17 protein-coding genes are annotated in these 17,899 nt (G+C 68.4%); 12 read left to right on the forward strand and 5 right to left on the reverse strand.

Annotated features, from left to right (window positions below; translation table 11 throughout):
* Together ACFYW9_RS24280 and ACFYW9_RS24285 are read right to left on the reverse strand one after the other, a co-directional pair.
* The gene (locus tag ACFYW9_RS24280) at positions 1-885 is read right to left on the reverse strand and encodes a carbohydrate ABC transporter permease (RefSeq protein ID WP_389154002.1); all 885 of its coding nucleotides are present in this window, start codon (positions 883-885) and stop codon (positions 1-3) included.
* Positions 886-986: 101 nt separating this feature from the next.
* Entirely contained in the window at positions 987-2,303 is a 1,317-nt protein-coding gene (locus ACFYW9_RS24285) for an ABC transporter substrate-binding protein (RefSeq protein ID WP_389154005.1), read from the reverse strand.
* Between the two features lie 296 nt (positions 2,304-2,599).
* On the opposite strand from ACFYW9_RS24285, the gene ACFYW9_RS24290 reads away from it, so the two are divergent.
* Together ACFYW9_RS24290 and ACFYW9_RS24295 are read left to right on the forward strand one after the other, a co-directional pair.
* Positions 2,600-3,613, forward strand: coding sequence for a LacI family DNA-binding transcriptional regulator (locus tag ACFYW9_RS24290; protein ID WP_389154008.1), 1,014 nt, complete (start codon positions 2,600-2,602; stop codon positions 3,611-3,613).
* Between the two features lie 111 nt (positions 3,614-3,724).
* Entirely contained in the window at positions 3,725-4,720 is a 996-nt protein-coding gene (locus ACFYW9_RS24295) for a LacI family DNA-binding transcriptional regulator (protein ID WP_389154013.1), read from the forward strand.
* A gap of 10 nt (positions 4,721-4,730) precedes the next feature.
* Here ACFYW9_RS24295 and ACFYW9_RS24300 read toward each other — a convergent pair whose 3' ends face one another.
* A complete protein-coding gene (locus tag ACFYW9_RS24300; protein ID WP_389154016.1) occupies positions 4,731-5,957 on the reverse strand; it encodes an MFS transporter in 1,227 nt (408 codons plus the stop codon).
* Positions 5,958-6,217: 260 nt separating this feature from the next.
* A complete protein-coding gene (locus ACFYW9_RS24305) occupies positions 6,218-7,129 on the reverse strand; it encodes a LysR family transcriptional regulator (RefSeq protein WP_389154019.1) in 912 nt (303 codons plus the stop codon).
* Positions 7,130-7,255: 126 nt separating this feature from the next.
* Between ACFYW9_RS24305 and ACFYW9_RS24310 the strand changes: the two genes are divergently transcribed.
* The 10 genes from ACFYW9_RS24310 to ACFYW9_RS24355 all read left to right on the forward strand — a co-directional run bounded on the left by ACFYW9_RS24310 (position 7,256) and on the right by ACFYW9_RS24355 (position 16,335).
* Entirely contained in the window at positions 7,256-8,257 is a 1,002-nt protein-coding gene (locus ACFYW9_RS24310) for a fumarylacetoacetate hydrolase family protein (RefSeq protein WP_389154022.1), read from the forward strand.
* Entirely contained in the window at positions 8,254-9,219 is a 966-nt protein-coding gene (locus tag ACFYW9_RS24315) for a cyclase family protein (RefSeq protein ID WP_389154025.1), read from the forward strand. Before ACFYW9_RS24310 ends, ACFYW9_RS24315 begins: the two co-directional genes overlap by 4 nt.
* 23 nt (positions 9,220-9,242) lie before the next feature.
* Positions 9,243-10,373 carry an FAD-dependent oxidoreductase gene (locus ACFYW9_RS24320; RefSeq protein WP_389154028.1) on the forward strand — a complete coding sequence of 377 codons (1,131 nt, stop codon included), beginning with the start codon at positions 9,243-9,245 and terminating at the stop codon, positions 10,371-10,373.
* Positions 10,370-11,374 carry an amidohydrolase family protein gene (locus ACFYW9_RS24325; protein WP_389154031.1) on the forward strand — a complete coding sequence of 335 codons (1,005 nt, stop codon included), beginning with the start codon at positions 10,370-10,372 and terminating at the stop codon, positions 11,372-11,374. Before ACFYW9_RS24320 ends, ACFYW9_RS24325 begins: the two co-directional genes overlap by 4 nt.
* Positions 11,375-11,386: 12 nt before the next feature.
* Positions 11,387-12,325, forward strand: a complete 939-nt coding sequence (locus ACFYW9_RS24330) for a VOC family protein (protein WP_389154034.1) — start codon at positions 11,387-11,389, stop codon at positions 12,323-12,325.
* A 90-nt stretch (positions 12,326-12,415) separates the two neighbouring features.
* On the forward strand, positions 12,416-13,387 hold the full coding sequence (locus ACFYW9_RS24335) for a fumarylacetoacetate hydrolase family protein (protein ID WP_389154037.1): 972 nt from the start codon (positions 12,416-12,418) through the stop codon (positions 13,385-13,387).
* Complete coding sequence (locus tag ACFYW9_RS24340) at positions 13,384-14,139, forward strand: SDR family NAD(P)-dependent oxidoreductase (RefSeq protein WP_389154040.1); 756 nt, start codon at positions 13,384-13,386, stop codon at positions 14,137-14,139. Before ACFYW9_RS24335 ends, ACFYW9_RS24340 begins: the two co-directional genes overlap by 4 nt.
* Positions 14,136-14,933, forward strand: coding sequence for an SDR family NAD(P)-dependent oxidoreductase (locus ACFYW9_RS24345; RefSeq protein ID WP_389154043.1), 798 nt, complete (start codon positions 14,136-14,138; stop codon positions 14,931-14,933). Before ACFYW9_RS24340 ends, ACFYW9_RS24345 begins: the two co-directional genes overlap by 4 nt.
* The gene (locus ACFYW9_RS24350) at positions 14,930-15,685 is read left to right on the forward strand and encodes a CoA transferase subunit A (RefSeq protein ID WP_389154046.1); all 756 of its coding nucleotides are present in this window, start codon (positions 14,930-14,932) and stop codon (positions 15,683-15,685) included. The genes ACFYW9_RS24345 and ACFYW9_RS24350 overlap by 4 nt, the downstream gene beginning before the upstream one ends.
* On the forward strand, positions 15,685-16,335 hold the full coding sequence (locus ACFYW9_RS24355; protein WP_389154049.1) for a CoA transferase subunit B: 651 nt from the start codon (positions 15,685-15,687) through the stop codon (positions 16,333-16,335). The genes ACFYW9_RS24350 and ACFYW9_RS24355 overlap by 1 nt, the downstream gene beginning before the upstream one ends.
* Positions 16,336-16,634: 299 nt before the next feature.
* Here ACFYW9_RS24355 and ACFYW9_RS24360 read toward each other — a convergent pair whose 3' ends face one another.
* Positions 16,635-17,825, reverse strand: coding sequence for an acyl-CoA dehydrogenase family protein (locus ACFYW9_RS24360; protein WP_389154052.1), 1,191 nt, complete (start codon positions 17,823-17,825; stop codon positions 16,635-16,637).
* Between the last annotated feature and the right edge of the window lie 74 nt (positions 17,826-17,899).

Raw genomic sequence — 17,899 nt, forward strand, 5'->3', positions numbered from 1 at the left:
TCAGCTTTCCGTGAGGTCGCGCCGTGAGACGCGGAAGACGACCAGGCTCACCAGCAGGCACACCACGGTGAGCAGCACGGCGATGGTGCTGCCGTAGCCGTAGTCGCCGTAGGAGAACGACGTCTGGAACATGTACAGGGTCAGTGGCGTCGTGCTGTTGCCCGGGCCGCCGTTGGTGAGCGCGACGATGGAGTCGAAGGCTTTCAGCGTCCCGTTGATGCTGAAGATCAGAGATGACATGAGCACGGGCAGGGACAGCGGCAGCACGATGTGGCGTACCAGTCGCAGACCGGTCGCTCCGTCGAGGCGGGCGGACTCGAGGACTTCCTCGGGGATGTCGACGAGACCGGCGAAGAGCAGTACGGCGTAGAAGCCCATGGAGCGCCAGATGTCCATGACGATGAGGACCCAGAAGGCGCTCGAGGAGCTTCCGAAGAAGTCGATGGAGTCGATGCCCACCGCGTTCAGCAGCGAGTTGACGGGGCCGGTCTGTGGCGCGACCTGGAAGAACTTCTGGAAGAGCAGGCCGACGGCGACCGTGGGCAGCACGACCGGGAAGAACACGAGGGTTCGCACGAGCGCGGAGGCGCGCTTGAGGAAGAAGACGTAGAGCAGGGCCAGGAGGTAGCCCGCGACCACCTGGCCGGCGGTGACGACGACGGCGTACTTGAGGGTGAACCACAAAGCCTGGCGGACGGCCGGATCATCGAGAAGACGGGAGAAGTTGGCGACACCGTTGCCGGTGAAGCCGTCGATGGAGTTGCCCTTGGTGAAGGAGTAGCCGAGCGACCACACCATCGGGACGAGCATGATCAGGGAATAGACGACAAGCGCGGGACCGAGCAGGATCGCGACCGCCCTGCGGTCACCGAGTACGCGGTGCATGAGTGGTATCCACTTCGATGACGATGAGGAGTTGTGCCCAGTGGGCGCGGGGGCGGCGCGCTGTTGGCGCGTGCGGCGTCAGGCACGCCGCCCCGGTCGGCTCACTGAGCGGACAGCGCGTCCTGGACGGTCTGCATGAACTGCTTGGGGCTCATGCTTCCGCTGACCAGGCCCGCGGCGTTGGTCTGGCTGACCGTGGTGGCCTTGGTGCCGAACAGGGCCTCGAACCACAGCACGTTCTGCTTGGAGGCGCTGATGGTGTCGCGTACCTGGGTGGTGACCTCGTTGGCGTCGGTGACCGGGGTGTTGACCTTGAAGCCGGAGATCGAGCCGTGGTCCTTGAGGGCCTTGCTGCCGTAGTTCTTGGCGATGCAGGAGACCCAGGCGCCGGTGTTCTTGTCGAAGGACTTGGCGCCCAGGGTGATACCGAGGCCGACGTTGGACGGGTACTGGTCGATGGAGCCCTTGCCGCCGGACACGGCCGGGAAGGGCATGAAGCCGACGTTGCCCGCGCCGATCTTGTCCTGCTTGGCGTCCGCGATGTTCGCCAGCGCCCAGCTGCCCATGTAGAACATGGCGGCCTTGCCGGTGAGGAACTGGTTCATGGCGGTGTCGTAGTCGATGGAGCCGACGCCCTTGCCGAAGTAGCCCTTCTTGCCGAGTGCGGCGATCTCGGTGGCGGCCTTGACGTACTGCGGGTCGGTCAGCTTGGCCTTGCCGTCGGCGACGTCCTTGAGTGCGTCCGGGCCAAGACTGCGGTAGAGGTAGCCGCTGATGAGGCGGGTGAGCGGCCAGCCCTGCTGCCCGGAGGCGGAGAAGGGCTGGATGCCCTTGGCCTGGAGCTTGGCGGCTGAAGCGACCAGCTGGTCCCAGGTCCCGGGGACCTTCAGGCCGTTGGCCTCGAAGATCTTCTTGTTGTAGAAGACGCCCTCGATGTTGTACTCGTACGGCAGGACCTCCAGCTTGCCGCCGTACAGTGCCTTGATCGTCGACACGGCGGCCGGCTCCAGCTGGTCGTCGACTCCCAGCTCCTTCAGCTTGGCTTCCAGGTCGGCGATCTTCCCCGACTTGGCGAGCTTCTGGGTGAGCGCGGGGGCGTTGCCCGCAGCGAACTGCACCGGCAGGGCGCCCTGCCCGGCCAGCAGCTGCAGCTTCTGGTCGAGGCTTGCCTGGGGGACGGTCTCCACCTTCAGAGGCAGCGCGTCGTTCGCGGACTTGCACGAACCCTCGGAGAGGCTGGTCAGGGCCGTCTTGACGGTGGTGTTCTCGGTGACACTGAGGTAGCTGAAGTTCTTCGGCGCCGCCGCGGTGCCACTCCCGCTGCCGCCGCATGCGGTGGCGAGCAGCGCCATGGAGGCCGCGCCGGCCGTGAACAGGCTCAGACGTGTGCGCCGAGCGCGGATCGTGCGAAGGGACACGGGTGACTCCCAGAGGTTGGAGAAGAAGCGAGATGTGAGGCGGAAGGCGCGAGGACGGCGCCGAGAGCGACAGGCGGCCGCGCCGCGGTGGAGTTCGTAAAACGTTCTCCATATCGAGTGGGCAACACCCTGCACCTGTCACCCGACTCCGTCAAGACACGGAGCTGTAACACCAGGGATTTCAGTAAGAGACTTGACGCTGGGCGTGTGACATCCTGTAAACCGTTACACCAACGACCACGAGAACCGGAGTGCGGGCGATGGACGGCGCTGCAGAACCCAGGCAGAACAAGCGCGTGACGATCACCGATGTCGCCCGGCACGCAGGCGTGTCCACCGCGGCCGTGTCCAAGGTGCTCAACAACGCCTACGGGGTGAGCCCGGCCATGCACGAGAAGGTGCAGGCCGCGATCACCGCGCTCAACTACCGCCCACACGCGGCCGCCCGTGGCATGCGCGGGCGGACCTACACGATCGGTGTCCTGCTGGACAACGTCCGCAACGCCTTCTTCGCCGACATCCTGGACGGCATCCGGGATGAGCTGCGCCATTCCGATTACACCGTGCTGATCGGAGCGGCCGGGTTCGACGGCCAGGACCAGGCACGCACCATCCGTTCCATGGTGGACCGCCAGATGGACGGCCTGATCCTCATCGCGCCGAGCACGCCCCGTCCGGAGGTCCTCGCCACCGCTGCGTCGACGCCCACGGTCGTGATCGGCCATGACGACGCCGCGGACAGCCACGACTCGGTCGTGGACGCGGACGATGTCGGCGCCGGCCTGGTGGTGGACCATCTGGTCTCCCTCGGCCACCGCGACATCGCCCTTGTCTCGGCGTCCGGAGCCAAGACGGGCCAGTGGAAGAGGACACCCGAGATCGTGCTCGCCTCCGGCTACATGGAGGCCATGCAGCGGCATGGTCTCGCCGACCACGCCCAGGTGCACCATGCCGCGTACTCCGACGACGGCGGTTTCAAGGCCGGCATGACCTTGTTGACCGCGGAACGCGCCCCCACGGCCATCATGACCGGTGCAGACGTCGCGGCCCTGGGCATCTACCGCGCCGCCCACGAACTCGGCCTGCGCATCCCCGAGGATCTTTCCCTCGTCGGCTACAACAACACGGCCCTCGCGGCCCTGGCCCCTGTCCAGCTGACCAGCGTCGACCAGGCCGGACACACCATGGGCTCGACAGCCGCGCGCCTTCTCATCGAGCGAGTCGAAGGCCGCCGAGACCGGGCGATCCGCACCACCATGACCCCGCGTCTGGTCGTGCGGAAGAGCACGGCAACGCCAGGAGGCCGGTAGACCGTGGAACGGACGATGCCCACCGTGCCCGCGGCCCGGCGCGAGCCACCGCGACGCCACACCACAACCTCCCGGGAAGCCGCAGCCCGACGCAGAGTGGGCATCAAGGACGTGGCTCGGGAAGCCGGCGTCTCGCTCGGCACGGTGTCCAATGTCCTCAACCGCCCCGACATCGTGGCCTCTCCGACCCGGCAGCGGGTCCTGGACGTCATAGACGCCCTGGGATACGTGCGTTCGGACGGAGCGCGCCAGTTGCGCGGCTTCACCTCTAGGCTCGTGGCCGTCCTTGTCCTCGATCTGGCCAATCCCTTCTTCACCGCGCTGGCCGCCGGTGTCGAGCAGGCCGCGCTCGAGGCGGACCTCGGTGTCATGGTGTGCACGACTGGTCGAGGACCGGCCGACGAGGCCCGTCACCTTTCGCTGATCACCTCGCACCGGGTCCGCGGCGCGGTACTGGCCTCCGGAGACGGCACGGGACGCAGGGTGGCGGGCTTCCGTCGCAACGGGGTGCCGTACGTCATCGCGGACCAGAACGCCCCTCAACCGGGGGCATGTTCGGTCGGCATCGACGACGTCGCGGGAGGACAGGCCGCTGTACGCCACCTGATCCAGCAGGGACACCGGTCGATCGGCTACGTCAGTGGACCCGACCGTCTCCAGCAGGTTCGGGACCGGCGCAGGGGGGCCGCCATCGCGGTCAACATGGCCGGTCTTCCGGCGGAGTCGCTTCGGGACCTGCCGTGCCCGGCGCTCACCGTGAGCGCCGGCAGAGACGCCGGGCACAGGATCCTCGGCCTCAGAAAGCGCCCCACCGCTGTCTTCTGCGCCAACGATCTGCTGGCGCTTGGCGTGATGCAGGCACTGTACGAGGCTGGTCTGCGCGTGCCGGAAGACATCGGAGTGGTCGGGTACGACGACATCGAGTTCGCCGCGTCCGCTGTTGTTCCGCTCACCTCTGTGCGACGACCGGCCCTCACGTTGGGCCGGGAGGCGGGCCGGCTGCTCCTTGAGGACACCGCCGAACCCGCCGCGCACGAGCACACCCACGTCGTGCTGCAGCCGGAACTGGTCGTGCGCCGGTCGACCATGCGGACGCCGGCGCGGTGACCCGTCAGGGTCAGATGCTTTCGGGAACATGCTGAGGCAGCGTCTTCGGTGATCGGCGCGTCAAGGGAAGCAGAGCGGCCGAGACCAGCATCGTGAGCAGGCCGAGCAGCACGACGGCCGAGGCCAGCGTTCCCAGCACATCCTTGGCGGCCAACAGGGCAAGCGGGCAGGCGAATTCGCCGAGGAAGAAGGCCGCGGTCCACAGGCCGGTGCCGCGGCCGCGGTCGGCGAAGTCGAGCCGGGACAGTGCCATGGTCAGCAGGGAGGGAAGAAGCAGCCCCGTTCCGACGCAGTTGACGACGGCGCCGACGATGAGAAGGGCGACGTGGTCCGTCGCTCCCATCAGCACGAAGCCGAGGGCGCACAGGAGGAAGAGGACCGGCATGCGGCGGCGGGGCCGATCGGTGAGCCGGGTGAAGATCACCGAGCCCGCGACGGTGGCAGCGCTGGCCAGCGCCGTGACCGCGCCCACCACGCCGGTGGACCGCACACCCAGGTCGTCCATGAGATAGGACATCTCCACGGGCACGGTGTAGAAGACCACCGCGCCGAAGACGGTCAGCAGGCAGATCCCCGCCATGCGCCGCAGCGGGAAGGGGTGTGGGTCGGCTGCTGTCGGCTCAGCCGTCGCAGTTGGAGCGGGCAGCACCCTGGCCATCACCGGAGCGAGCAGCACGCCGACGACGTACAGCCAGAAGGGTGCTCGCCAGCCGATCGAGCCGAGGGCCCCGCCAAGGACGAAGAAGAGTGTGGCGGACGCCGATGCGCACATGGTCTGCAGGGCGAGGTACCGGTCGCGGGTGCGTCCGCTGTAGTAGTCGCCGATCAGCGTGGTGCAGCAGGTCATGATGGCCGCCTCGGCGACGCCCACCAGGACACGGCTGATCACGATGCCGTAGAGCGAGCCCAGCCACAGGGGGACGGTGCCGAACAGTGCGTACAGCACGGTGGATATGACCAGCAGGCGCTTGCGGCCGAGCCGATCGACGAGAACACCGGCGAACGGGGCGAGCACGGCCAGGGAGAGGGCCGGGACGGTGAGCACGAGCGGGACGAGGGCTGCACTGCCCGGGACGTGCCGGAAGGCGTCCTGCATGCGTGGCAGGACCGGAGCGATCAGGACAGCTCCCAGGATCGGCAGGCAGCTGCCGGCCATCAGCAGCACGGCGGGAAGCCTGCCTCTGACGGCCGGATCCCCCGCGTGTTCGGAAGCGGGCAGGGCAGCGGAAGCGGGCATGGCGACACTCCGTGGGACGTTAGGGAGGGAAGAGCGCCGTGTCGCGGACCGGGCCGGATGCGTGCGCTGGCGGCCCGGCGGTCGGCTGATGGGCGCGGTGGTGTCCCACGACTATGCGTTCCGGGTCTCGGCCTGCCCACCCCTCACGTCATCCAAGTTGCTGATGCCCTCGATCCATCGTGTGGATGGTGATGTCGCGTCGGGCTTCAGCGACTTCCCGCCCGGTGGGCCGGTTACAGCCGGTGATTCAGAAGTCCCGTTCAGCCCCGGGGCGCCAGACGGGCTCCGACACGCGCGGCGGTCTCACGCAGCCAGATGTGTGCCGCGTCATGTGTGTGCACCGGGTGCCACCACAGCGCCTCTCTCAGCGGTACGGCTTCGTAGGGCGGCTCCACCACACGGACGGCGGCGATGGGTTCCATCATCCGGGCCATACGCTCCTGGACCAGCGCGATGCGCCGGGTACCTGCGACCAGCAGCGGCAGCGACTGGAAGCTGTCGACGGAGACCTCGACCCGCGGTTCGATCCCGAGCATGCCGAGCTGGCGTACTGCTGGGGCGTCATACGTTCGCTGGTAGGTCACCCAGGGAAGCCGGGCTAGGTCTTTGCGGGTGAGGTGGTCGTCGACGCTGGGGTGGTCCCGCGCGACGAGAAAGACCCAGCGGTCGTCGTAGAGGTCGGTGGCGGGGAAGTCGCTGATGACACCGTGCGGCATGAACAGCCCGTCGCTGGCGCTCAGCAGGGTGGCGGTGTCGTCCACCACGGTCGTCGGGGTCTGGGAGAAGCGCAGCCGAATCCCGGGAGCCTCCTCATGGATCACACGAGCCAGCTCGGTGCCGAAGATCGCCACGGCGTAGTCGGACGCCACCAGCTTGAATTCCCTGTTCTCCTTGGCCGGGTCGAAGTCGGCCTGGCTGGCGAAGAGACGTTCCAGCACGTCATAGGCGGTCGAGGTCCGGTCCAGTAGGACCTGCCCCAGCGCGGTCAGCTCGTAGTGGCCGCCGACCCGAGCGAGCAGGTCGTCGTCGAAGTGCCGGCGCAACCGGGAGAGGGCAGCGCTCATCGCGGGCTGGCTGAGGCCGACACGCTGCCCGGCACGGGTGACGTTGCGCTCCTCCAGCAGGGCGCGCAGAGCGACGACGAGATTGAGATCCAAGCGGGCCAGGTTCATGAAAGTCCCTCTAGAGAGCGATGCCGATCCGGAGCCATCCACTAGATGGATGAATATCATCCACAGAATCGATTTCCCTGATCGGTGCTGCGGGGTCCAGATTAGTCGCACTGCAATCAGGAGGACATGTCCGTGAAACCTGAATCCGCGTCCGCACTCTTCGCCGGACCTTTCGCCCTCGCGACTCTCTCGGCCCCGGACGGGCCCCGCTTCCCCGCTCTCGTCATGCCGGACGGCAACGCTCTCGACCTTCGGGCCGCACTGGGTGACGAACAGCTGACCGTGCTGAGCCTGCTGGATCGCTGGGACAAGACCCTGCCGCAGTTGCGCGCCCTGGCCGCCGACACCGGCGTCCGCCGCACGCCGATCACGGACCTTCACGTCCATGCCCCGGTCGAACCGCGCCAGGTCTTCCAGTCCGGTGCGAACTACCGGCAGCACGTGATCGACCTGCACGTCGCCCACCGTGCCCCCGGCGATGACCGGTCCGAGGCCGAACGACGCGCGGAAGCGGCCGAGATCATGGACCGGCGGGCTACCGAGGACCTGCCGTACGTGTTCATCGGCCTGCCCAGTGCGATCACGGGACCCTACGACGACGTCGTGCTGCCCGCCTGGGCCGAGAAGCCGGACTGGGAGCTGGAACTGGCGGTCGTGATCGGTCGCCCCGCGTACCAGGTGTCCGTCGCGGAGGCATCCGCGCACATCGCGGGCTACACGATCGCCAACGATCTGACCGACCGGTCGACCGTCTTCCGCAGGGACATGCCGCAGATCGGCACGGACTGGCTGCGCAGCAAGAACGCGCCCGGCTTCACGCCGCTCGGCCCGTGGATCGTGCCCGCAGAGTCGATCGCCCATCCTGACGACCTGCGCGTGACGCTGAAGCTCAACGGCGAAACCATGCAGGACGAATCGACCAAGGACATGATCTTCAAGGTCGCGCGGATGGTGTCGTACGCCTCGCAGACAGCGCACCTCCTCCCGGGTGATCTTGTGCTCACGGGCAGCCCGGCCGGCAACGGCATGCACTGGGGCCGCCTCCTGCGCGACGGCGATGTGATGGAGGGCTCGGTCACCGGGCTCGGCGTCCAGAGCACCCGCTGTGTGGCGGAGGCGAAGGCATGACGGCCGTCGATCCCCGCGATCCGGAAGGCGCGATCGCGCTGGCGGCCAAGACATACTCCAACTGGGGCCGCTGGGGCGAGGACGACCGGCTCGGCACACTGAATTTCCTGGACGAGGCAAAGCGCCGCGAGGGTGCCGGGCTCGTCCGGCGCGGGGTCAGCTTCTCCCTGTCGCAGTCCTTCGACATGAACGGCCCGCAGAAGGGCTGGCGGCGGCGCACCAACCCGGTGCACACCATGCTGGACACCGGCACCGATGCCGCGCTCGGGCACCAGGGGTTCCCGCACGGCATCGGCGGTGCCGACGACGTGATCGCCATGCCGCTCCAGTGTTCCACGCAGTGGGACGGGCTCGGGCACATCTTCGATCACGGCAAGGCGTGGAACGGTCGTGCGGCCGAGAAGGTCGTCACCTCCGACGGTGACCTGGTCACCGGTATCGAGCACATGGCGCCCCATGTCGCCGGACGCGGTGTGCTCCTGGACGTGGGACGGATCGTGGGCACCGCGGGCGAGTTGCCCGACGGATTCGCCATCACCGAGGAGCACCTGGCCGCCACCGCGGAAGCACACGGTGTGCGCGTGGGACGCGGCGACATCGTGCTGGTGCGCACCGGTCAACTCGCGCGCGCACGCCGCGACGGGTGGGGCGAGTACGCGGGCGGCCCCGCGCCTGGCCTGTCTTTCACCACGGCGGGCTGGCTCCACGGCACCGAGATCGCGGCGATCGCCACGGACACCTGGGGCTTCGAGGTCCGTCCCAACGAGTTCGAGAACGCCTTCCAGCCCCTGCACCAGGTCGCGATACCCAACATCGGCCTCCTCATCGGGGAGATGTGGGACCTGGAAGCCCTGGCCGAGGACTGCGCCGCGGACGGGGTGTACGAGTTCCTGCTCACCGCCGCACCCCTGCGCATCACCGGCGCCGTCGGTTCCCCCGTCAACCCGATCGCGATCAAGTGACGCGCTCAGCAAGGGAGTCCTCCATGAGCACAGCCCGCACGGTCCTGGTGATCGGAGGTGGCGCCGCCGGGAACGCCGTGACCATCCTGCTGCGCCGCGCCGGTCTGAGCGTTGACCTGATCGAGGCGAAGGACGACTGGAACGCCACCGCCGGTTCGGGCATCACTCTGCAGGGCAACGCCTTGCGCGTGCTGCGCGAACTGGGCGTGTGGAAGGAGGTCAGCGCATCCGGATTCGGTTTCGGATCGGTTGGCATCACCGCTCCCGACGGAACGGTCCTGCACGTCGCACGTGACATTCGGACCGGTGGCGACGACCTGCCCGCCACCGTCGGCATGCAGCGTCCCCAGCTGCAGCGCATCCTGATCGACGCCGTCCGTGCCAGCGGCGCCTCGGTGCGCCTCGGCATCCGGGTCGAACATCTGGAGCAGGACGACACCGGTGTGAGCGTTCGCTTCACCGACGGCACCGAGGGCCGCTACGACCTGGTGATCGCCGCCGACGGGATGGGCTCCACCACCCGTACGGCCATCGGCATCACCGCCAAGCCGGAACCCACCGGTATGGCCATCTGGCGTGTCGCCGTCCCGCGGCCTGCCGGCGTGACCCGCACGGATCTCGCCTACGGCGGCCCCGCCTACATCGCCGGCTACTGTCCGACGAGCGACACCACGATCTACGCCTACGTGGTCGAGGCCAATCGCGATCGGGCGTCGATCCCGCCGGAGTCCTACGCCGACGAAATGCGTGGCCTCGCCGCCGCTTACGGGGGATTCTGGCCGGAGATCACCGAGCACATCACCGATCCGGCGAAGGTCAACTACACCTGGTTCGACCGGATGCTGGTCGAAGGCTCCTGGCACCGGGGCCGTGTGGTCCTGGTCGGTGACGCCGCCCACTGCTGTCCGCCCACTCTCGCGCAGGGCGCCGCCCTGTCCCTGGAAGACGCGTGGGTGCTCTCGCAGCTGCTGACCAGCGCCGAGGTCTGGGACGACGCGCTCTTCCAGGCGTACTACGACCGGCGGATCGCCCGCGTCCGTCCGGTGGTCGAGGCGTCCGTGCAGATCGGACAGTGGCAGCTCGACGGCGTACGCGACGCGGACGTACCCGGTCTGATGGGCCGCACGATGACGATGCTCAGGGAACTGCCGTGACCTCACCGACCGTCGACGTCCATGCTCACGTACTGCTGCCCGAGGTCGAATCCCTCGTCGACGGCCTGCCCGGACTGGCGACGGCGAGAGCGCTGGATGCCCGGCGCAACGGCCCCGCGGCGCTCGCGGTCAGCGGCCCCATGGTGCGCGAGCGCATCCCGCAGCTCACCGACCCGGCCGCACGGCTGGCCGCGATGGACGCCCAGGGCGTGGACGTCCAACTCGTCAGCCCCTCACCCTCGCACTACCACTACTGGACGGACGAGGAGACGGCCGAGAAGCTGTACCGGCTGGCCAACGAGGCAACGGCCAGGCACTGTTCAGCCGCTCCGCACAGACTGCGCGGCCTCGGGCTGGTGCCGCTCCAGCACCCGGACCGCACAGTGGGGGCGCTCGATCACGCGCTGGAGCAGGGCCTGGCCGGGGTGGAGATCTCCAGCCACGCTCCGGGCCTGGAACTGTCCGACCCGGCCTACGAACCTTTCTGGTCGCGAGCGGAGGAGACCGGCGCCGTCATCTTCCTGCACCCCTTCGGATGCACGCTGGATGAGCGCCTGGACCAGTGGTACCTGTCCAACACCGTCGGCCAGCCCACGGAGAACGCCGTGGCCCTGTCGCACCTGATCTTCTCGGGAGTGCTCGACCGTCACCCGGGGCTGAAGGTGATCGCCGCCCACGGCGGTGGCTACCTGCCGACGCACATCGGCCGCTCCGACCACGCCTGGTCCGCCCGCACCGATGCGGCCGCCGGCTGCGCCCATCCGCCCAGCAGCTATCTGAAACGGCTGTACTTCGACTCGCTCGTGCACGACCCCTCCGTCCTGCGAGAGCTGGTCCGGGTCGCCGGGCCCGACCGTGTCCTGCTCGGCTCCGACTTCCCCTTCGACATGGGCACGAAGGACCCCGTGGGTGCGCTGCGCGCCGCACGTGTCTCCGAGGCCGACTTCGAGGCCATCCGGGGCGGAACCGCCTCCGCCCTGCTCAACCTGACCCTGTCCTGAGGAGGAACCCTCATGAGCGCACGACTGCTCACCCATCTGCGGCACGTCGACCTGGCCGTGCCCGACTACGACAAGCAGCTCGACTTCTACGCGGGTGTCTGGGGCCTGACCAAGGTCGCCGAGGACTCCGGGATCTCCTTCCTCGCCGCCGAGGGCTCCCCCGAGCAGTACGTCATCAGGCTGCGCAAGGCCGAGGAGAAGCGCCTCGACCTCGTCTCCTACGGCGCCGCCACATCGGCTGACGTGGACACTCTCGCCGAGCAGCTCCTGTCCGGTGGCGTGCAGTTGATCACGCAGCCGGGCAAGGTGGACACGCCCGGCGGCGGTTACGGCTTCCGCTTCTTCGACGTGGACGGCCGGACCATCGAGGTCTCGGCCGACGTGGCGGTACGGCAGCACCGCAGGATCGAGGAGAAGGAGTCGATCCCGGTCAAGCTGTCCCACGTCGTGCTCAACTCCCCGGATCTGGAACGCACGAGGGAGTGGTACGAGCAGCACCTCGGCTTCCGGCTCTCCGATTCACTCAGCTCGCCGCACATGGGCGAGGTCATGCACTTCATGCGGATCTCCAACCAGCACCATTCGATGGCGCTGGCGAAGGGACCGCACGCTTCTCTGCACCACGTCTCGTTCGAGATGCGTGGCATCGACGAGTACATGCGCGGCTCCGGCCGGGTGATCCGCGCCGGGTTCAAGAAGATCTGGGGCCCCGGCCGCCACATGGCCGGCGACAACACCTTCACGTACTTCCTCGACCCGCACGGCAACACCGTCGAGTACACGACCGAGCTGGAATGCCTGGACGAGGACACCTGGCATCCACACGTCTACGACTTCTCCCAGCCCGAGGTCACCGACCAGTGGGGCACCGCCAACCCGATGAACGAACTGGTCGCCAAGGAGTCCTTCAACGACCCCGACCGCGGCTGCTTCGTCGCCCCGCCGGTCTGATCCCTCTCCGAACTCCCGGGGCGCGGCAGCCTGTCACCTGCCCTGACACACGGCGCCGCGCCTCGGGCCCAGCCCAGCCAGGAGCTGCTCATGCGCTTCGCCTCCTACGAACACCGGCATCAGCCCCGCGTTGCCGTCCTCGACGACGACGGCGTGCTCTATCCCGTGCCCGGCGTCCGTTCGTTGACCGAGATCATCAGCGCCGGGGACGGTCTCCCGGCGCTCCTCGATCTCGGTGCCGCCACCCTCGACGTCCCGGCCGGCCCGCACGTCTCCCAGGTACGCCTGTTGCCACCGCTTCGGCCCGCCTCCGTACGGGACTTCGTCACGTTCGAGGAACATGTCGAGGGCGTACGCCGCTCGGTGGAGGGAACAGGCGGCGTGCCCGAACAGTGGTACGCCGCGCCCACCTTCTACTTCACCAACCCGCACGCCATCTACGCGTCCGGCGACGACATTCCGATGCCGCCGGGCTCCGCGGTCCTCGACTTCGAACTGGAGGTCGCCGCGGTCATCGGCCGCCAGGGCCGCGACCTCACACCCGACCGGGCACGCGATCACATCATCGGTTACACGGTCTTCAACGACTGGTCCGCACGGGACCTGCAGTCGGCCGAGATGAAGGTGGGACTCGGCCCGTGCAAGGGCAAGGACACCGCCACCACCCTCGGCCCGTACCTGGTCACCGCCGACGAGCTCGAGCGGTATCGGGACGAGGAGGGCTTCCTGAGGCTGGCTCTCACCGCTGAGGTCAACGGCGAGGTCGTCGGCAGGGATCTGCTGTCCAACATGAGCTGGACGTTCGAGGAAATGGTCGCTTACGCCTCCCGCGGCACCCGGGTCGTCCCGGGCGACGTACTCGGATCCGGCACCTGCGGAAACGGCGGCTGCCTCGCCGAACTGTGGGGCCTACGCGGAGAACAGACCCCGCCCCCGCTCAAGCCGGGCGACACCGTCACGCTCACGGTCGAGGGCATCGGCACCGTGTCCAACACCGTCGCCCCCGGCCCTGAACTCATCGCCCTTCCCTTCGGCCGACACCGCTCCCGGGAGAGGCCGTGAGCGACCTGCACCCCAAAAGGCTGCTCGGCAAGGTCGTCGTGGTCACCGGAGCGGCCCGCGGCCAGGGAGCCGCCGAGGCCGAGGCACTGGTGCGGGAGGGCGCCCGCGTCATCGCCACCGACGTCGCATCCGCCGAGGGCTGTCGTCGCCTCGATGTCACCAACGAGAAGGACTGGGCGGAACTGGCCGCCGAGCTCGAGGAGGCGTACGGGCAGGTACACGGCCTGGTGAACAACGCCGGCATCACCTGGCGCGCCCGCATCGGCGACGTGCGCCCAGACGACCTGGCACGGGTCCACGCGGTCAACGTGACCGGCCCGCTGCTCGGCATCCAGCACCTCGCCCCGCTCATGCCGCCCGGCGCATCCATCGTGAACGTCGGATCCTCGGCGGCTCTCACCGCTCATTACCCGGTCGCCTACACGACCAGCAAATGGGCCCTGCGCGGCCTGTCGAAGACCGCGGCCACGGAACTCGGCCCACGCGGCATCCGCGTCAACACGATCCACCCCGGCTACATCGAGACCGAGATGACCGCCTCCGCCGCACCGGCCTTCCGCGCCGCCAATATCCGCGAGACCCCACTCGGGCGCACCGGCACCGCAGCCGAGGTGGCCCCGCTGGTCGTGTTCCTCCTGTCGAACGAATCGTCCTTCATCACCGGCACGGAGATCGCCGTCGATGGCGGCCTGACCGCGCACGGCGGCGTGAAGTCCGTGTCGGACGCACTCCGTGGGGAGGCCGACGCGTGAAGCGGCTTGACGGCAAGGTGGCCTTGATCTCCGGGACCGGCAGCGGTCAGGGCCGGGCCGCAGCACTGCGTTTCGCGGCCGAGGGCGCGCTCGTCGTGGGAGGCGACCTGCTGCACGAGCAGGCACTCGAGACACGGCAGCTCATCGCCCGCGAAGGCGGGACCGCCCTGGCCACCGGCCCCTTGGACGTCACCGACGAGCAGTCCGTCTCGTCCTGGGTCCACGAAGCCGTGGACGCATTCGGCGGCATCGACATCGTCTACGCCAACGCAGGCGCCGTCCGCTTCGGACCGGTCGACAGCCAGCCCTACCAGGACTTCGCCTTCACCATGCGAGCCGAACTGGACTCGGTGTGGTTGACCGTCCAAGCTGCCTGGCCGCACCTGCGGCGCAGCCACGGCTGCATTCTCACCGTCGGCTCCACCGCGGGACTCACCGGCTCACTCACCAACCAGCGAACCGCGCACTCCGCTTCCAAAGGGGCCGTCATCGCGCTGACCCGCCAACTCGCCGCCGAAGGCGCTCCGCACGGAATCCGCGCCAACTGTGTCAGCTCCGGCGTGATCGACACCGCCGGTTCCCGCGCCACCCTCCTCGCCGACGACCACCCGATGCGCGCCATCGCCCGCCACATCCCGCTCGGCCGCGTCGGACGTCCCGACGACGTCGTCAACGCCGCCGTCTTCCTCGCCTCCGACGAAGCCGCCTACATCACGGGGGCCAACCTCGTCATCGACGGTGGCTGGTCCGCCGTCCTGCCCGGCGCGAGCCCAGAAGGGACTCCCTCAGCATGAACAAGGTCCGAGCGAGCGCCACCGAAGCGGTCGCCGACGTCCCCGACGGCGCCTCGATTGCCGTCGGCGGCTTCGGCCTCAGCGGCGTACCCGATGTCCTCATCCGCGCCCTGTACATACACGGCGCCAGCGACCTGAAGGTCATCTCGAACAACTGTGGCGTCGACGACCGCGGCCTCGGCATCCTCCTCGCCGCGAGCCGCATCAGCCGGGTCACCGGCTCTTACGTTGGCGAGAACAAGGAGTTCGCCCGGCAATACCTGTCCGGAGAGCTCGAGGTCGAACTGGTGCCACAGGGCACTCTGGCCGAGCGCCTGCGGGCCGGCGGCGCCGGTATTCCGGCCTTCTACACCCCAGCAGGCGTCGGTACGCAGGTCGCCCAGGGCGGACTGCCCTGGCGGTATGGGCCCGATGGCTCGGTCGCCGTGGCCTCCCCGCCCAAGGAAACCCGGGACTTCGGGGGCCGCACACACGTCCTGGAACACAGCATCATCACCGACTTCGCTCTCGTACGGGCCTGGCGCGGTGACCGTCACGGCAATCTCGTCTTCCGGAAAGCCGGAGCCAACTTCAACCCGCTGGCCGCGATGGCCGGCCGCATCACGATCGCCGAGGTCGAGGAACTCGCCGAGCCGGGCGAGCTGCGCCCCGACGAAATCCACCTGCCCGGCGTCTACGTCCAGCGGATCGTGGCGCTCACCGCCGCGGAAGCCGCCGACAAGAAGATCGAGAAGAGGACGGTACGTTCCTGATGGCCTGGACCCGCGACCAGATGGCCGCCCGCGCCGCCGCCGAACTCACCGACGGCTCCTACGTCAACCTGGGCATCGGCCTGCCGACGCTGATCCCCGGTCACCTGCCGGCCGGCGTGCATGTGGTCCTGCACTCGGAGAACGGCATCCTCGGTACGGGCCCCTACCCCACGGAAACGGAGGTCGATCCCGACCTCATCAACGCGGGCAAGGAGACCGTCACCGTCCTGCCCGGCGCGAGCTTCTTCGACTCCGCCCTCTCCTTCGGCATGATCCGAGGCGGCCACATCGACACAGCCGTGCTGGGTGCCATGCAGATCTCGGCGCGGGGCGACCTCGCCAACTGGATGATCCCCGGCAAGATGGTCAAAGGCATGGGCGGAGCCATGGACCTCGTCCACGGCGCCCGCCGGGTCATCGTCCTCATGGAACACACCGCCAAGGACGGCAGCCCCAAGATCCTCAAGGAATGCACCCTCCCGCTCACGGGAGAACAGTGCGTGCACCGTGTGATCACCGACCTCGGAGTCCTCGACATCACCCCGGACGGCCTCGTCCTCGTCGAAACCGCTCCCGGCGTCACGATCGAGGACATCACCACCCGCACGAATGCTCCCCTCCGCGTGGACAGCACCACCGCTGTCTGCTGACGCGCGCTGCGTCGTCTCCTGGCTTAGGGCGTGCAGCTCTGTCGGCGCGGACGTCTGAGACTCGACACGGTTCGGGACTCCCTGCGACCAGAATCTGCACCTCGGCGTCTCCGTACGCACAATCATTGAGTAGTTGGCACGAACGCGCAGCACGCCGGAACCTCAACAGCCCTGAGGAAGCAACAGGTCAGCCGCCTCGGACAGGCTGCAAGCCGGGCCCGCTACCCTCAGGTCCGCGCCCTGTGTACGGTGCCAACTATCCCGCTTTTGTGCCAACTAAAAAGCTTCGTCACATCACGCTAGCGCCGCACCCGTGGCATCCCCAGTCCGATCCACGAGATGATCTCCCGCTGGATCTCGTTGTTGCCGCCGCCGAAGGTGAAGATCACGGCCGATCGGTAGCCGCGTTCGAGTTCGCCGTGCAGGACGGCCCCGGCGGAGCCCTCCTTGAGGACACCGGGGGCCGCGACGATCTCCATCAGCCAGGCGTACGCGTCCCGGCGCGCCTCGGAGCCGTACACCTTGACGGCGGAGGCGTCCTGCGGGGTGAGCGTGCCCTCCTGGACGGCGTTCACCATCCGCCAGTTGAGGAGTTTCATGGCGTCCAGCCTGGTGTGCGTACGGGCCAGGAGGCGGCGCACCCAGGGCAGGTCGACGACGCGGCGGCCGTCGGCGAGTTTGGTCTCCATCGCCCAGCGCTGGACGTCGTGCAGGGCGCGGATGGCCATGGTGCCGTGCGCGGCGAGGGTGACGCGCTCGTGGTTGAGCTGGTTGGTGATCAGCCGCCAGCCCTTGTTCTCCTCGCCGACCCGGCGTGTGGCGGGGACCCGGATGTTCTCGTAGTAGCTGGCGGTGGTGTCGTGCGAGGCGAGCGTGTTGATGATGGTGCAGGAGTAGCCGGGGTCGGAGGTCGGCACGAGGAGCATGGTGATGCCCTTGTGGGGCGGGGCGTCCGGATCGGTGCGGACCGCGAGCCACACCCAGTCGGCCGTGTCGCCGTTGGTCGTCCAGATCTTCTGGCCGTCGACCGTGTAGTGGCCGGTCTCCTCGTCGCCCTCCCGCACGGCCTTGGTCCGGAGCGCGGCGAGGTCCGTCCCGGCGCCGGGCTCGCTGTAGCCGATCGCGAAGTCGAGTTCGCCGGAGAGGATCTTCGGCAGGAAGTACGACTTCTGCTCCTCCGTGCCGAACCGCATGATCGTCGGTCCGACGGTGTTGAGCGCCATCAGCGGCAGCGGTACTCCCGCCTGGGCCGCCTCGTCGAAGAAGATGAACTGTTCCATCGGGCTCAGGCCCCGCCCGCCGTACTCCTCGGGCCAGCCGACCCCGAGCCAGCCGTCCGTGCCGAGGCGTCGGATCGTCTCGCGGTAGAAGCGCTTCTGCGCCGCCGGGTCGCCGTAGCGCGCGTAGGCGTTGTCCGGTACCAACTCGGCGAAGTAGAGACGTAGTTCGGTCCGCAACCGCTGCTGCTCCGGCGTGTATTCGAGATGCACGGCGCCTCCTGCCTCCCCGGGCCCGACCTGACGGCGCACACCGTAGAACGTGTTTCAGAAATTGGGAATGCCGA

The organism is Streptomyces sp. NPDC002698, assembly GCF_042888945.1.
Taxonomy (GTDB): domain Bacteria; phylum Actinomycetota; class Actinomycetes; order Streptomycetales; family Streptomycetaceae; genus Streptomyces.